Source organism: Mycobacterium sp. 050272 (genome assembly GCF_039023525.1).
Taxonomy (GTDB): Bacteria; Actinomycetota; Actinomycetes; order Mycobacteriales; family Mycobacteriaceae; genus Mycobacterium.
Window position 1 is genome coordinate 87,066 of record NZ_JBCHKV010000012.1, and the last position, 15,654, is coordinate 102,719.

The window sequence follows — 15,654 nt, forward strand, 5'->3', positions numbered from 1 at the left end:
GCGAATGCCAATGGCCGACTACGACGACATCACCTACTCGGTGGAAAACGCCACCGCCGTCATCACCATCAATCGACCCGAGCGTTACAACGCCTTTCGTGGTCAGACGGTCGAGGAACTGATCAAAGCCTTTCGTTCGGCCTGGGCCGATAACTCCGTGCGCGCAGTCATCCTGACCGGCGCCGGTGATAAGGCATTCTGCGCGGGTGGTGACGTCAAACAGCGCGCGGAGACCGGTGATTACGGCCCTACCGAGAGCGGGCTGTTCGAAATCGGCTATCTGCACAAGCTGATTCGCGACATCCCGAAACCGGTGATCGCCGCCGTGAACGGGGCCGCAATCGGAGGCGGTCATGTGCTGCATGTCTTGTGTGATCTCAGCATCGCCTCCGGCAACGCCACGTTCGGTCAAGCGGGGCCACGGGTCGGGTCTTTCGACGCGGGTTTCGGCTCAGCCTTCCTGGCACGCGTGGTCGGCGAGAAGCGGGCTCGCGAGATCTGGTTCTTGTGCCGGCAGTACGACGCCGAAACGGCCGAGCGTTGGGGTCTGGTCAACGCGGTGGTCCCAGCCGATCGGCTACTCGAGGAAGCCAAGTCCTGGGCGGCCGAGATCGCCGCGCTGAGCCCCACGGCCATCCGCTTCCTTAAGCAGTCGTTCAACGCCGACACCGATCATCAGGCGGGGCTGAGCAACCTCGGGTTGTCCGCGGTCGACCTCTTCTACGAGTCGCCCGAAGGGCAGGAAGGTGCCCGGGCGTTCGCCGAGAAACGCAAGCCGGACTTCGCGGCGTACGCCACGAATGCGCCGGTCGGCGTCGAGGCATGAGGTTGAAGTGGGCGACGCGGTGGCAGGTGTGGCAGCAGAGACCGCGCTGCGCGCGGAGTGCTCGGTGTCCCGTTTCACCGCCGCACAGTCCGCGGGAATACGGGAGGAGTTGACATAAGCGTCGGTTCTTGTCCATTGCCATCTTGAACTGGATAAATACGGGTCATCACGATCTATCTAGGGGCTAGCAACATCCTTACTTGACAAGGGCGTCAAGTTAGGGGTTAGGATTCCCAACGACCGTTCCGGCGGGCGCTCATGCCGATTGCCGATGGCGCCATAAGTGGGGAGCACATGCACAATCCATTCGAGCCTGAGTTGCTGATCGAGGAGCGCGACGCCATTCGCGTGGTCACTCTCAACCGCCCGGAAGCGTTGAACGCGACCAACGAACCCCTGCACATCGCGCTGCAGTCCGTGTGGCGCCACCTCGCCGCCGACGCGGACGCGCGCGCGGTGGTGTTGACCGGCGCGGGTCGGGCGTTCAGCGCCGGCGGCGACTTCCAGCACTTCGTCGAACTCTGGGACGACCGGCCCCGGCGCCGTCGTGAGATCGAGGGCGCCAAGCGGCTGTTGACCGAAATGGTCGACTTCCCGCTGCCCGTCGTGGCCGCGGTCAACGGTCCCGCCGTGGGCCTGGGCTGCAACCTGGCCGTGCTCAGCGATGTGGTGCTGATCGCCGAGAGCGCCTACATGGCCGACCCGCACGTGAGCGTCGGTCTGACCGCCGCCGACGGCGGCGCACCGACCTGGCCGCTGCTGATGAGCATGTTACGGGCCAAGGAGTACCTGCTCACCAGTGAGTCCATCCCGGCCGAACAGGCCGTGGCGCTGGGGCTGGCCAACCGGGTGGTGCCCGACGCGGACCTGCTCGATCAGGCGCTGGCCGTGGCGCAACGCATCGCCAAACTGCCTCCGCAAGCGGTGCAAAGCACCAAGCGGGCGCTGAACATGCACATCAAGCGCGCGGTTGCCGGGGTGCTGGAGTACGCGCTGTCTGAGGAGTACGACTCGTTCGAGACCCCCGAGCACCAGGCGTTGGTCAACCGCTTCCTGGAACGGTCCGCGGCCAGGGCGGCGGAAGCGAAGTCGTCATAGTGACCTCGAGCAGCGTTGCAATGCGGACGGAGCTGACCACCGACGTCTCCGCCTATCGGCGCGCCGTACGTGAGTACGTCGGGCAGGACCCGAGTCTGCAGCGGTGGCGCAATTCCTGCTACCCCTCGACCGAGACGCACATGGCCGAGCATGCGGCGCTGATGGCGCGGCTGTTCGAGGGTGGATGGAATCGGTACGGCTGGCCCGTCGATGCGGGCGGCTGCGGCGGCGACGAGCGGCATCGCGCCGTGCTGTATGACGAACTGAGCGCGGCGGGTGTGGATGTACCCGAGCAGCAGATGCTGCTGGAGACCCTGGGGCCGGCGGTACTCCGGTTCGCGCCGGCGCTGGGCGCGCAGTTCCTGCCCGCCTATCTCGCCGGTGAGGAATGGTGGGCCCAGTCGTTCTCTGAGCCCGACGCCGGTAGCGATCTGGCCGGGCTGCGGTGCCGGGCCCGCCGGCAGGGTGATCATTATGTGCTGTCCGGCCAGAAGATCTGGACCAGCCATGGGGCTACCGCCCGGCGTCTGATCTGCCTGGTGCGTACCGGGTCGTTGGAGAGCCGGCACCGCGGGCTGACGATGGTGATGGTCGATACCGACACTCCCGGCGTCGAAATCCGTCCGATCGCGATGGCCAGTGGACAGAACGAACTGTCCGAGGTGTTCTTCGATGACGCCGAGGTGCCCGCATCTCGCCTGCTGGGCGATGAGGGACAAGGCTGGCAGGTCGCGATGTTTCTGCTGCAGTTCGAACGGGCGATGTATGCCTGGTTGAGTGCCACTGTCGCTGGTCGCAAGCTGCGAGAGTTGCGTGACGCTGTCGACGGACTGCCCGATGGCGGCGTGCGCCGGCTCGGTGAGTGCTACACCGACATCGCCACGCTCAAAGCGCGCAGCGCCAACACGGTGCGCCGGCTCGCCGCCGGGGAGAGTGTCGGTCCGGAGGCCAGCGTGGACAAGATTCTGCTGGCGACGGTTGAGACCGGCCTGCACGACGCCGCCCGCGACCTTTTGCCCGGCGAATTCCTCTTCGGCGAGGGTCCTCTGGCGGCGCGATGGCGGGACGACTGGTGGTATAGCCGGGCCTCGACGATCATGGGCGGGTCCGCCGAAGTGCAACGCGGCATCATCGCCGACCGAGTGTTGAACCTGCCCAAGGAACGAACCACGTGAGCGCCGTACAGACATCGGGATTCGACGCCGCGATCCGCGAGGAGATTGCCGCGTCGCTGCGTGAGCTCTTCGAAAAGCGGACCGGGGCCCAGGACATCGCGCCGCTGCTCGCCGAGCTGGGCTGGGCCGAGGTTCTGGCCGAGGATCCCGCCACCGCCGTCACGCTGCTTTTCACCGAACACGGTCGGGCACTGGCATCCTCGCGCGCGTTGGACGACGTCATGCTGGCAGAGCTGTCCGAGGTATTGCCGACCGGCCGGCGTCGGGCGGTCATTTATCCGCATCCACCGGAGGGATCGGTGGCGCTGCGCTGCGACGAGCCGATCGTCGGGCTGATCCTCGGGTCGCTCACCGACATCGACGAGGCCGTGATCGCTGCGACGCTGCCCGGTGGAGCAGTGGGACTCATTGCGCTGACGGCCGCCGACTTGTGCGTGTCGGCCGAGTCCCTGGGGGGCTTCGACTTCGACAGCGGCTGGCGTATCGTGACCGCCGTCGTGCCGAAGGACGTTGAGGCCATCTGCGCGGCAGCGCAGTGGGATCGCGCCGTGGCGGCAGGACGGCGCGCCTTGGCGGCTGAGATCCTCGGGGTTTGTGACACCGCACTTAACCTGGTGACCTCGCACGCCGCGGCCCGGGTCCAGTTCGGACGTCCGATCGGCTCCTTTCAGGCTGTCCGCCACCGGCTTTCGGAGGCCTACGTAGCCATCGCCGGTGCCCGAGCGGTGCTCGACAACGCCTACGCGGTCGCGCGAAGCGACGCAGAGGTGTGGGCGGCGCTGATCGCCAAGATCCGCGCCGGGCACGCGCAAGCGGTGCTGATGCGCCACGCGGTGCAGGTGTTCGGTGCGATCGGCCTGACCAGGGAAAGCGACATTCACCGATACGTCGAGCGCGCCGCCGCGTTGGACGCACTTCTCGGTGGTCACCAAGCGCTCACCGAAGTCGTCGGTAGCGCATTTTTGGATGGCGATGAGGTGGACGCCGCATTTGAGATGCTGTGACCGGCGCCGGTACGCGCCGCCGCTACTGACCGGTGAATACCGCCTTTTCGCGGGCCAGGTTGGCGGCGATGCCGATCTTGCTGTCGTTGGTGGCCCACAGCTTCTGCTGTTGATCGAGCTCACGCTCCAGCACCACGCGAACACGGTTCGCTAGTGGGGCCCGCAGCGTTTCCCGGATCGACTGCACGGCAAGGGGAGCGGCCGCCGCGATCTCGGCTGCCCAGTTCAGCGCTTCGGTCCGCAGTTGCGCGTCTGGCACCAGCCGGTCGACCAGTCCGATCTCAAAGGCATGCTGACCATCGATGCGTCGACTGGTGTAGAGCAGGTCCATCGCATGTTGGGTGCCTACGATGGCGGGCAACGTCTCGGAGAGCCCGAAACCCTGGTGGAAGCCCAACATCGAGAAGTTGGCGTGGAACCGGCTCGATGGGGTGGCCACCCTGAAGTCGGCTGCGCAGGCTAACCCCAAGCCTCCGCCGACGGCGGAGCCCTGCACCGCCGCGATGATTGGCACCTTCGCGTCGAACAACCGAATCGCCTCGCGGTAGAGCAGCCCCGAAGAACGGGACCGATCGTCCTCCATCTCGCCGTCGGCGAAGTTCGCCCCGGCGCAGAAATGCTTGCCTTCTGAGCACAGGACGATCGCCCGTGTGCCATGGGCGTGCAGTTCGCCTGTCGCATCTACGATCTCGCAGATGAGCTGACGGTCGAAATAGTTGGCCGGAGGCCGGTTGATCTCGATCACCGCGACATGGTCGTCGGAACTCACAGTGATGTTGCGGGTCATGTCAAACTCCGATCGTGGAACCGGCGGATGTCACGGCAGAGGTCAATCCGCCCCTTTGGGTTATGGCCGCGCCAAGGCGCAGGTTCAGCGTCGTCTCGTCGCCGAAGTCGCCACGCCAGGTGTGCAGACGCCGTGAAAACAGTTGTAGGGAGTACTCCTGCGTCATCCCGATCGCGCCGTGCGCCTGGTGGGCGGCCCTTGTCACCAGGCCGGCATGGCGGTTGGCCAGCGACTTCGTCGCGACGATCTCAAACGACCCCGGCCCCCGAAGGGCGGCGGCCCCGGCCCGGTCGACAGACAGTGCTGTCAGCGCCGACGCCTGGGCAAGTTCCACGACGTGCGCCTGGACGGCTTGGAAGATACCGATCGGTTTGCCGAACTGGACCCGCTGTCCGACGTAGGTTTTGGTCAGTTCGAACACCGCAGTGATCGCACCGGCCATCTGTGCTGCGCGCAGCAGTGCTCCGCGCAGCAGGACATCGTCGACACCCGTCTCGGCGGGGTAGCAGTTGACCGCGACGTCGAGGGCCCGGATCGTGTCGCGCGGCATGCCGGCCAGGTCGGCTCCCGCGGTGACATCGAGGTGCTCGGGGTTGATCGAGACCACCTGTACCCGGGCCGATTCATCGGGCACCACCGCCACGATGCGGGTGGCGCCACGCACCCAGGGAACATGGGCTGCTGTTCCGGTCAGTCGCCCGCCGGCAAGGGCGAGTTCACCCGGATCGGGTACGACGGCAAGCGGTCCGGCAGGTAACTCGGCCCCCGCCCGCGCCAACAGGTAGGCAGCGAGGCTGGTTTCGGCCAGCGGCAGGGGCACCGCATAGCGACCGGCGCCCTCCATCACCGCGAGCAGGTCTAGCAGTGATCCACCAGAGCCGCCGCTGTCCTCGTCGATGCCGACGAGGGGCAAACCGAGTTCGTCGACGGAGCGCCAAAGCTGTGGTGAGGGACCGTCACGTTCGACGCCGGCGATGACCTCGGGGGTGAAGGTCTTGGAGAAATAATCCCGGACCAGCCCAACGAGGTCGGAATCGCGATGGACGGTTTGGCTCATGGTTTGACCAACGCTTTCGCAATAATGTTGCGCAGGATCTCGGTGGTGCCGCCTCGGATGGTGAACGCCGGCCCGGTGAGGACAGCCCTGGCGAGCAGCGACTCATACGGGTCGGAGGACGTCAGTTCGGGTGTGCGCCCGAAATGCCGCAGCACGATCTCGATGCATTCCTGCTCGAATCGGGTGGCCATCTCCTTGGCCAGGGCAGCCTCCACGGTGGGGGACTCGCCTCGGTCAACCGCCCGGGCGATCGACAGCGACAATCCGTGAAATCCCCAGCAGCGTGCGGTAACCGAACCCAATTCGGCCTGTGCCCACCCGGGCACCGCGCCGGACAGGTTTTCTGCCCAGTGCTGCAGCACCGGCATCACCGACATCCACCGGTCGACGCCGCCGCGTTCCAGCACGAGCTCGGCGGTGTTCTGGCCCCAGCCGGCGCCCACCTCGCCCAGTCGCATTGAATCGGGGACGAACACGTCCTCGAAGGACACCTCACAGAAGTGGCGGGTGCCATCGATGAACGGGATCGGCGAGGCGGTCAGGCCCTTGGCGTTGCGATCGACGATGAGCTGCGTCAGGCCGCGGTAGCGGTCCTCGGATGTGCGGAACAACCCCAATAGATGGGTGGCCTCGGCGGCGCCCGAGGTCCAGATCTTCGTCCCGTTGAGCATCCACCCACCGCCGACCTGGACGGCCTTGGTGCGCACCGAAGCGAGATCCGATCCCGCGTCGGGTTCGCTCATCCCGATCGCGAAGGAGAATTCACCACTGGCGATGCGCGGCAGGAAATAGCGCTTCTGCTCCTCTGTGCCGTTGGCGGCGATGTTGGGTCCCGATTGGCGGTCGGCGACCCAGTGCCAGCCGACGGGTGCTCCCACAGCGAGTAACTCCTCGACCACGATGAGCCGTTCGACGGCGGTGCGCCCACCGCCGCCGTACTCGCGGGGCAGCGCCATGCCCAGCCATCCCCGCGAACCCAGGTCAGCCGAGAATGCCGGGTCGCTGGCGGCGGCGAAGCCGAGGCCGATGTCGTAGCTGCCGGCGGGAAGTCGCTGCGCCAGAAAGGCGCGGACTTCGTCGCGAAGCCGTAGTTCGTCGACGCTGAGGTCGGTTGCTTCCAGCCTCATTGCCCGCTCACCGGACCATCACCAGGCCGCCATCGATGGCGAGCACCTGACCGGTCATGTAATCGGTCTCGTCGGAGGCGAGGAATACGTAGGTGCCGGCGATCTCTTCGGGATCGGCCCACCGCTTCAACGGAATCCGTTGCAGGTAATTGTCATTGAGTTTCTCGTTGCTCCGCAGATTCTCGGTCATCGGAGTCGCCGCCGCGGGAGCCACCGCGTTGACGACGATGTTGTAGGCGGCGAGCTCGCGGGCGGCTGACCGCGTCATGCCCAGGAGTGCGGCTTTGGCCGAGGCGTAGTTGATCTGCCCGATTGTCCCGTTGATGCCCGCCGAGGAGGTCGTGAAGATGATGTGGCCCTTCTTGGCTTCCTGCATGCCCGGGACGACGGCCTGCAGCCAGTAGAACGACCCGTTGAGGTGGATGTCGAGCACCGTGGACCACTGCTCGTCGGTCATTTTCCACAACATCGCCGGGCGCGTCAGCCCTGCGTTGCTGACCAGCACTGTGATCGTTCCCAGCTCGGCGGCGATGCGCGCCGCGGCGTCGTTGACGGCGCGGCGCTGCGACACATCACAGGGTACGGCGATCGCCGTACCGCCGCTGGCGGTGATCTCGTCGGCTACACCCTGCGCCGTCGACTCGTTGATGTCAACGACGGCCACCCGGGCGCCCTCGGCGGCGTAACGGATCGCGATCGCGCGGCCCAACCCTTGACCCGCACCGGTTACCACGGCGACTCGGTCAGCGAGCCGCACCGGGTTTGACATGTATTCCTCCTTGATGGCTTCGGTGTCGGTGGTGCAGGAGCACTCAGAAGTACAGGCGGGTGATCGACTCTGCGACGCAGACCGGTTTGTCACCACCCTGACGTTCCACGGTGGCCTGCCACACGACCTGAACACCGTCGGGCACGTTCTCGACAGCGGCGATGCCGAGCCGAACCCGGACCAGGGAATCAACGGGCAGCGGGGCCGGGAATCGGACTTTATTGAGTCCGTAGTTCACGCCCATCCGTTTGTTGGTCACCTCGAAGATGTTGTTCATCAACGGGGGAAGCAATGCCAAAGTCAGGTAACCGTGGGCGATCGTTGTGCCGAACGGCCCTTCGGCGGCCTTCGCCGGATCGACGTGGATCCACTGGTGGTCGTCGGTGGCGTCGGCGAACAGGTTGATCCGGTCTTGATCGACGGCCAACCAGTCACTGACGCCGAGCTCTTGGCCCACCAGGGACCGCAGTTCGTCGGGGCCTTCTATTGTGCGCACGGCACACCTTTCGTCGAATTGCGTTGATCGGTCATAGCTGTCGCCCTTGCAGGTCGGTCCAGCGCCCGCGGGCACTCATCCGATGAGTCCTTGCACCACGTCGTAGTCTGCGGCGAGCACCAGGTCGGTCAGGCGCGCGAGTTCCTGGTCGGGGTTGCCCAACAGGTGTTGCGACGCGGTGGCCCGCTTCACGTAGAGCCCTATCTCATGTTCCCAGGTCAGGGCGAGGCCGCCGTGTATCTGCATGGCGGTACGCACCGCCTGCCAGTACGCCTCGAGCGCGGTGATCTCGGCAACGGCTGCCGGCACCGACGACCGCGGCTGGTCGAGCCCCTCGAAGGCCGCTTCCACGGCCGCGGTGGCGGCCTGCACCGCCACGTATAGATCGGCGCACCGGTGCTTGATGGCCTGGAACGCGCCGATCGGACGGCCGAACTGGATCCGAGTCTTGGCGTAGTCGACCGATATGTCGAGCAGGTGATGGGCGCCGCCGACGGCGTCGGCCGCCACGGCCAAGCGTGTGAGGTCCTGCAGCCGGGTCAGCAGTGTCCCCGCCGGCGCGCTATTGCCCATCGGCCCCAGCGGAACGGCGAGCGCCTGTCGCCAGCTCACGGCCGCCACCGGCCGGGTCACATCGAGGGAGCCGAGATTGGTGACCTCAACCCCGGAGTCGGCGCGGTCGACGACGAAGATCCCGACACCGGTGTCGGTGTGGGCGGCAACGATGAACCAGTCGGCCACGTCGGCCTCGAGCACTGTCGGCTCGTCCCCGGTCAGCCGCCACACATCGCCCTCCCGGGTGACCCGCGGCGATGCGTCATCAAGCGGCCCTACCCTGAGTGCCACCCGCACCGCACCCTCGGCGATGCCGGCCAGCAACTCGGCGAACTGTGTCTCGGCCTGGGCCCATCGGATCGCAGCGGGCGCGAGCACGGCACTGCTTAGATACGGCACCGGCAACAGGCAGCGCCCCGCCTCGATCAGAAACGCGGCCAACCCCGACGCCCCGGCATCGGCGCCGCCGTACTGTTCGGGAACTGCGAATCCGAAGATGCCCAGCTCCGCGAGGCTCTTGACCAGGTCAGGGTCGGCACGTCGCCCGCACTCGGCAAGACTGCGGGTCTGCGGCAGCGGAGCCAGTCGCTGCAGGCCATCGCGAACCCAGAGCCGGAACTCGATCCGGTCGTCGTCGGTAAGCACGGCCACCGGTTCCTCCTCGTGCGACGTCGGCCCGCGATAGGGCGAATATAGTCTAATGTATAGATGATTATTGGACGGGATGCTTTGGGGTATCGATGACTCAGGAACGGCCGGGCGAAACCGCTGGCTTCCGTAATGAGGTCCGCGCCTTTCTCCACGACAACCTGCCAGCGGATTGGGCCGGGGTCGGCGCCCTCCCGGCACCGCAGCGGCGCGAGTTCGTCAGCCGCTGGCGGCGGCTCATCGGGCAAGCCAGACTGATCGGCGTCACCTGGCCGGTCGAATACGGCGGGCGCGGCCTGACCAAAATCGACCACCTCGTGGTTGTCGAGGAGTTCTCCCGGGCAGGGGTCCCTGTCGGGACGCCGGGGGATACCGTGTCGGTCAAGCTCATCGGAAACACGCTGGCCGCGTGGGGAACTCACGATCAGAAGTCCCGCTTCCTGCCACGAATCATCAGCGGCGAGGATGTGTGGTGCCAAGGGTACTCCGAGCCCGAGGCGGGTTCGGATCTCGCCAGCCTGCGCACCCGCGCCACGCTGGACGGGGACGAATGGCACATCGATGGCCAGAAGATCTGGACGTCAAACGCGAGCAATGCAAACTGGATGTTCCTGCTGGCGCGCACCCAGCCGGATGCGCCGAAGACCAAAGGCATCTCCATGTTGCTCATGCCGATGGAGCAGCCGGGTGTCGATGTTCGACCGATCACCATGCTCAACGGCGCCAAGGAGTTCTGCGAGGTCTTCTTCAACGACGCGCGCACCGCGGCGGATCTGGTTGTGGGCGAAGTCAACGACGGTTGGCGGGTGGCCAATTCCCTCCTGAGCCACGAGCGGGGCGAGGAAGCGGCGGTCAACCCGATCCTGTTCGCCCACGAGCTGGGGCGGGTATTTGAGATGGCCAAGCAGCGCGGCGCCGACCAACAGCCCGGTACCCGGGAGCGCCTCGGGCGCGCCTATCTCGGGGTTGCGGTGATGAAGGCGATGGGGGACAAGATCCTTGCCTCCTACATGCGCGACGGAACCCTGGGCCCTGAGGCGTCGGTGTCGAAACTGTATTGGAGCGAATACCACCAGGGCACGACGCGGTTGGCGGTCGACATACTCGGCCGTGATGCGCTGTATTGGGAGGGCGACATTCCTATGCGCTTTTACCGAGCCGACGACGCCGGTGCGCCTAACGATTCCAGCTCGTGGCTATCTGTTCACCTGTGCAATGCGATGGCGGGCACCATCTATGCCGGTACTTCAGAGATCCAGCGCAACATCATCGCGGAGCGGATTCTCGGGCTGCCACGTGAGACACGTGCGACGTAGCACCACCCCCCTAGGGGCGCAACGCCTCGGCCAACACGATGGGGTTGTGGAATTCGGTCCACGACCGGATCATGCCGTCATTGAATTCGAACACGGCGATGTAGGAGTTCCGGTACGGCTTCCCGGTTTTCCGGGCAGCGAAATCGCCGTGATATTTGGCGATCACGGTCTTGCCGTCTGTTGCCGAAAGGAGTTCGTCGATGTACAGCGGATGGGGGTCGAACAGACTAGCCACCCCGGCGAAAAGCTGCCGAACCTTGTCTTTACCACCGGCATGTGACCAAAACCCGGTGCGTTCATCCTGGAATGGCAGCCGTACTTCGATGTCGTCGGAGAATAAGGCGATGGCTTGGTCGAAGTCACCCGCCGAGAAGTGGCTCAACAGCCGCGTCACCGTGTCGGTGTGCTGCGAATCGCCTGTGACGTCAACCATTTCGAGCTCCCTCCAGAGCCCCCGGATCCGTACCGCGGCTCATACGACGCGCGGGTCGGGGACTGTCGCGAGGAAGCCCAGCGACCCGTCGAGCAGCCAGCACGCTACTAGCAACTCGACGAAAATGCCAGGTACATCGGGTCGGATGTGCCGAACTCCACCCGATGTGCTCGCACGCGATATCTCACGACAGTAGGAACTGTGGACCAACAATACGGCGGTAGCGCACTGAGCGGGCGTGATCACCACACAGCTCAGAAGATTCCCGCGGGCACCAGTCCCGCCCGGCCTGCAACCCCACGGGTGAGACCGCGTCGTCTCGTAGCTGAGGCGGGGATGACGATGGGCGACATCGTCGCCGACAACGCCGAGCGGTTCCCCGATGTTGCCGCCTACCGGCTCGGCTCGCGTGCGGTCACCCACCGCGAGTTACGCCAACGAAGTCTTCAACTGATATCGGCGATGGTGGACCTCGGTGTTCGACGCCAGGACCGGATTGCCGTGCTTGGACGCAACAGTATTGAATTCGGCGAGTTGCTGGCCGCGACTCAGCTCAGCGGTATCACGCTGGCAACGGTCAGCTTTCGGTTTTCCAAGTCAGAAGTACTCGATGCCCTGCGCCGGGTGACGCCGTCGATCGTGTTCTGCGATGAGGAATTCGCCCCGCTCGTCAACGACTGCGCTGCCCAATTGAGCGGACTTCGCCAGGTCGTTTCCATCGGTGGGCAGCCCGCGTCGGGAATGGTGGGGTACGAGGATTTCATCGCCCAAGGTGTCGCATCGGATCCGCCGTTGGTGGCGCGGCCCGATGACATCGCGTGCCTGCTTTTCACCAGTGGGACCACCGGACCGTCGAAGTGTTGCATGCTCGGGCAGAAGGAGCTGTGCCGAATCGCCTTCGCGGCCAACGCTGAGATGCGCACCGGCTGCGACGACCGCGCGCTCATCAACATGCCGATGTTTCACTTCGGCGCGATCGCGATCATCGGTGCGCTGCACGCCCGCGGGGGATCGGTGGTGCTGCAACGGCAGTTCGATCCGCGTGAAGCGATCGGGTTGGCCAAGACCGAACGCATCACCCTGCTGCACCTGGCCCCGGTCATGTTGCAGACGTTGTTGGACGAACGTGGCGCCCAGGCCGGACTCGAAAACGTGCGCACGGTGCTCTATTCGGCCGCGCCGATGCCTGCGCCAACGCTGCGTCAAGCGATGCAGAGCATGCCAGACGCCGGATTTCTCAACCTCTACGGCCAAACCGAATGCATCGTGTCGAGTCTGCCGCGTGAATTACATTCGCCGGACACGCCGGCAGGCGTACGCCGGTTGGGATCGGTCGGGTTTCCGTTTCCGGGTATCTCGGTGCGCATCCTCGGTGAGGACGGATCCGACGTGACGCAGGGTGAGCCCGGGGAAATCGTCGTGCGGGCCGATACGGTGTTTCGTGGTTACTGGAATGATCAACCGGCCACCCTCGCGACGCTGCGGGACGGGTGGTGCCACACCGGTGATATCGGACGGTTCGACGAGCACGGACTGCTGTACTTGGTTGACCGGAAAAAGGATGTCATCATCACCGGCGGTGAGAATGTCTACTCGCCCGAGGTCGAGGACGTATTGTCTGGCCTCGACGAGGTGGTGAGCTGCGCGGTGGTCGGAACGCCGGATCCGCGCTGGGGAGAAGCGGTCACCGCTGTCGTCGTGCTCCGGCCTGGTGCTGGGCTCAGCCTCGTCCGGGCCCAGGAATTCGTCCGCGAGAACCTGGCGTCCTACAAGGTGCCGCGCCGGCTCGTCATCGTCGACGAACTGCCCGTGCTACCTAGCGGCAAGATTGACAAGAAGCGCATCCGCACCGAGGTCAGCAACGGTTAGCCGATCGGCGGGCGCGGTCAGGCCGAGCGGGCCGGACCGCGTGTCGGCCTCAGCGCACGGCGAAACCGGCATCGAGTGGCCAGGCTGTACCCGTAATGAACTTGGCCTCATCGGAGACCAGGAATGCCACCGCATTTGCGATGTCCTCGGGCGCAAGCACCGGAATGGGCAGCACGTTCTGCATGGCGGCCAGACCGGGATCGCCAGACTCGAACATCTTCTGCATCGTTTCGTTCATCACCATCCCGGTGGCCACGCCCGTGGGGTGAATGGTGTTGACGCGGATGGAATGCTTGCCCAGGTCGTTTGCCCACACCTGCATCATGCCGACAAGGCCACGTTTTGCGGCGGTATAGGCAAGCGCGCCGGTCACGTCCGTTCCGGTGCCCTTCAGGCCGGCACTGGAACTGGTGATGACGATGGAACCCCCACGGCCACCGTCGATTAGCGCCGGAATCGCGGCGTGCACCGTGTTCCACGCGCCGATCAGGTCGACATCGATGACGTCCCGGAACACCTGGCGGTCGTCTCCCCCCGACGTGAGGCGGATGATGCCGGCATTGGCGATCACGATGTCAAGGCGACCGAATTCCGCGAGTCCGGCGGCGACAACGGCATTGACGGCATCATGATCGCGCACGTCGCCCTGATGAGCGACGATCCTGCGGCCGGTGTTCTCGACGAGTTTGACTGTCTCCTGCAGATCCGACGGCCGAGCGTTCGGGTAGTCGATCGTGTCGATGTCGGCACAGATGTCCAGCGCGATGATGTCGCAACCGTCGCCGGCCAGCCGTACGGCATGTGCGCGACCCTGACCCCGCGCGGCTCCGGTGATGAACGCGACCCGATCGTCCAGTCGACCCATATTTCTGCTCTCACTTTCTCCGCACCCAACACTGGATTCACCCGGCACCGCTGGGTGAACCAGCACACCGGCTGCGGTGTTACCGCAGCACTGCGAAATGTCGGTCCGGATCCCATCAGGACTGTCGCGCTCAAAGTATGACAGTCGCATGTCATACGTCAATAGAACAGCAGCGGCCTAACCCACTATAGAAGATCATGTGTCACATGCAATGGCAGTTAACTGCCAGAAAAATGGGCAATGACGGACGAGGTACACGTCGAGGCCGAGGGATTTGTTCGTCGTGCTGCACCGCTCGGCATCGGTTACCGGTCCTGGCGACCGTAGCTACCCGACGTTCGCGGCGGCGAAGCGAACCGCGGCAGCGTCGTAGTCAGATCGCCGCCGGCGGCCGACCAGAAAACTCGGTGGCGACAGGAAGGCGTTGTCGGGCAACGCGGTGCGGGACTTCAGCATCTCGCGGGCCTGGGCGGTGTCGCCGCAGACCGCGATCGCCCAGAGCATGTCGTCGGTGACGTGGTCGGCGATCGTGTCCGGACGGCCGCTGCGGAACGCCGCGCGGATCGCGGCGACCTGGTCGTGCCATCCGTGCAATTCGACCAGCGAGTCGTAGGTGCGGACGGTGAGATAAAACGCGATCTGCAGCCGGGCTTCGCGGGTGGCCCGCTGCGGGTCGGTGTCGTCGATCGCGGTTATCAGCCAGCCCCATCGCTGCAGGGCGGCGGCGTCCCGCCCCGACGACGCCGCACCGCGGGCAAGCTCAGGGTCGACGACTTCGTCCCACCAGCGGTCGGTGAAGATGCCGTGACCGAGCACGCCGTCGGCGGTGCGGCCCGCGGTGCGCAGCATGATCTTGTTGAAAGCCCCGATCAGGATTGGCACGTCGAGCCGGCCGAGGACCGGCGCGCGGATGTCGGCCTCGATGTTGTAGTACTGGCCGCAGTAGTGGATCGTTTCGCCGTTCTCGGCCTCCAGGAATGCCCGGATCGCCTCGACGAGTTCGGCCATCCGAGGTGCTGGGTGGTCGGCCTGTACACCGAACCAATCCCGGTTCATCCGCGATGTTCCCGAGCCGAGGCCCAAGAACACCCTTCCGGGGGCGATTTTGGACAGGTGGCGGATGGCTGAGGCGTGCACGAACGGTGAGCGGGCGAACGCGTAGGCGATACCGGGACCGACCACCGCCTCAGTTGTCGCCAGGGCCATTTCGGCCGAAGTGACGTAGGCGTTGAGGTCGCTGAATTCGCCCGCGCAGAATGCGCCGGCTCCGGCGGTCTCCGCCTCAGCGGCACGCTGCGGGCCCGGCCACGGCAATCCCCACTTCATCTTCTCGGTTCTCAATCCATCGGTGCTGACTAACCTAGTAAGCTACGTAAGCATAGTACCGGTGATCGCCAGGACCACAACGGGCGTCCATCGCCCCCATCCCGCGGCGACGGCTGCGGACCGACCCGCTGCGCACCGGCTTCTTGAGTCTCACAACCGGGTAGCCGCTTACTCGCAGTGTCGTCAACTTCCCGTCGCGCCCGACGTCTCGACCGATACCCGAGTCTCGGGCCACTCGAAATCAGCACTGGCGCAGGGGCACAATTCCGTATGATGCAGTGATCGCGCGTACATCACCAGACG

15 protein-coding genes are annotated in these 15,654 nt (G+C 65.4%); 6 read left to right on the forward strand and 9 right to left on the reverse strand.

The annotated features are described in order from the left end of the window. Positions 1 to 10: 10 nt before the first annotated feature. From AAHS21_RS21470 to AAHS21_RS21485, 4 genes are all read left to right on the forward strand, one after another. Positions 11 to 826 (forward strand): enoyl-CoA hydratase-related protein, encoded by an 816-nt coding sequence (locus AAHS21_RS21470; RefSeq protein ID WP_342929583.1) that lies wholly within the window; start codon positions 11 to 13, stop codon positions 824 to 826. Positions 827 to 1,120: 294 nt separating this feature from the next. Then, the gene (locus AAHS21_RS21475) at positions 1,121 to 1,924 is read left to right on the forward strand and encodes an enoyl-CoA hydratase/isomerase family protein (protein WP_342929584.1); all 804 of its coding nucleotides are present in this window, start codon (positions 1,121 to 1,123) and stop codon (positions 1,922 to 1,924) included. A 20-nt stretch (positions 1,925 to 1,944) separates the two neighbouring features. Then, a complete protein-coding gene (locus AAHS21_RS21480; protein WP_342929585.1) occupies positions 1,945 to 3,099 on the forward strand; it encodes an acyl-CoA dehydrogenase family protein in 1,155 nt (384 codons plus the stop codon). Beyond that, a complete protein-coding gene (locus AAHS21_RS21485) occupies positions 3,096 to 4,103 on the forward strand; it encodes an acyl-CoA dehydrogenase family protein (protein ID WP_342929586.1) in 1,008 nt (335 codons plus the stop codon). The genes AAHS21_RS21480 and AAHS21_RS21485 overlap by 4 nt, the downstream gene beginning before the upstream one ends. A 22-nt stretch (positions 4,104 to 4,125) precedes the next feature. Here AAHS21_RS21485 and AAHS21_RS21490 read toward each other — a convergent pair whose 3' ends face one another. From AAHS21_RS21490 to AAHS21_RS21515, 6 genes are all read right to left on the reverse strand, one after another. Then, the gene (locus AAHS21_RS21490) at positions 4,126 to 4,890 is read right to left on the reverse strand and encodes an enoyl-CoA hydratase/isomerase family protein (RefSeq protein ID WP_342929587.1); all 765 of its coding nucleotides are present in this window, start codon (positions 4,888 to 4,890) and stop codon (positions 4,126 to 4,128) included. Position 4,891: 1 nt separating this feature from the next. Beyond that, positions 4,892 to 5,947: an acyl-CoA dehydrogenase gene (locus AAHS21_RS21495; RefSeq protein WP_342929588.1), complete on the reverse strand. Its 1,056-nt coding sequence runs from the start codon at positions 5,945 to 5,947 to the stop codon at positions 4,892 to 4,894. Beyond that, entirely contained in the window at positions 5,944 to 7,074 is a 1,131-nt protein-coding gene (locus AAHS21_RS21500) for an acyl-CoA dehydrogenase family protein (protein ID WP_342929589.1), read from the reverse strand. The genes AAHS21_RS21495 and AAHS21_RS21500 overlap by 4 nt, the downstream gene beginning before the upstream one ends. A 7-nt stretch (positions 7,075 to 7,081) precedes the next feature. Further along, positions 7,082 to 7,843 (reverse strand): 3-oxoacyl-ACP reductase FabG, encoded by a 762-nt coding sequence (gene fabG, locus AAHS21_RS21505; RefSeq protein WP_090422624.1) that lies wholly within the window; start codon positions 7,841 to 7,843, stop codon positions 7,082 to 7,084. 43 nt (positions 7,844 to 7,886) lie between these two features. After that, positions 7,887 to 8,339, reverse strand: a complete 453-nt coding sequence (locus AAHS21_RS21510; RefSeq protein ID WP_342929590.1) for a MaoC family dehydratase — start codon at positions 8,337 to 8,339, stop codon at positions 7,887 to 7,889. A gap of 75 nt (positions 8,340 to 8,414) precedes the next feature. Further along, positions 8,415 to 9,545, reverse strand: coding sequence for an acyl-CoA dehydrogenase family protein (locus AAHS21_RS21515; RefSeq protein ID WP_342929591.1), 1,131 nt, complete (start codon positions 9,543 to 9,545; stop codon positions 8,415 to 8,417). 89 nt (positions 9,546 to 9,634) lie between these two features. Here AAHS21_RS21515 and AAHS21_RS21520 point away from each other — a divergent pair, with 89 nt between their 5' ends. Further along, positions 9,635 to 10,858 (forward strand): acyl-CoA dehydrogenase family protein, encoded by a 1,224-nt coding sequence (locus tag AAHS21_RS21520; RefSeq protein ID WP_342929592.1) that lies wholly within the window; start codon positions 9,635 to 9,637, stop codon positions 10,856 to 10,858. Between the two features lie 10 nt (positions 10,859 to 10,868). Here AAHS21_RS21520 and AAHS21_RS21525 read toward each other — a convergent pair whose 3' ends face one another. Next, positions 10,869 to 11,291, reverse strand: coding sequence for a nuclear transport factor 2 family protein (locus AAHS21_RS21525; RefSeq protein ID WP_085242906.1), 423 nt, complete (start codon positions 11,289 to 11,291; stop codon positions 10,869 to 10,871). 336 nt (positions 11,292 to 11,627) lie between these two features. Here AAHS21_RS21525 and AAHS21_RS21530 point away from each other — a divergent pair, with 336 nt between their 5' ends. Beyond that, positions 11,628 to 13,160: an AMP-binding protein gene (locus AAHS21_RS21530; RefSeq protein ID WP_342929593.1), complete on the forward strand. Its 1,533-nt coding sequence runs from the start codon at positions 11,628 to 11,630 to the stop codon at positions 13,158 to 13,160. A gap of 49 nt (positions 13,161 to 13,209) precedes the next feature. On the opposite strand, the gene AAHS21_RS21535 is transcribed toward AAHS21_RS21530, so the two are convergent. Continuing rightward, positions 13,210 to 14,025: a mycofactocin-coupled SDR family oxidoreductase gene (locus AAHS21_RS21535; RefSeq protein WP_342929594.1), complete on the reverse strand. Its 816-nt coding sequence runs from the start codon at positions 14,023 to 14,025 to the stop codon at positions 13,210 to 13,212. Between the two features lie 327 nt (positions 14,026 to 14,352). Then, a complete protein-coding gene (locus AAHS21_RS21540; protein WP_342929658.1) occupies positions 14,353 to 15,351 on the reverse strand; it encodes an LLM class flavin-dependent oxidoreductase in 999 nt (332 codons plus the stop codon). Positions 15,352 to 15,654: the final 303 nt, after the last annotated feature.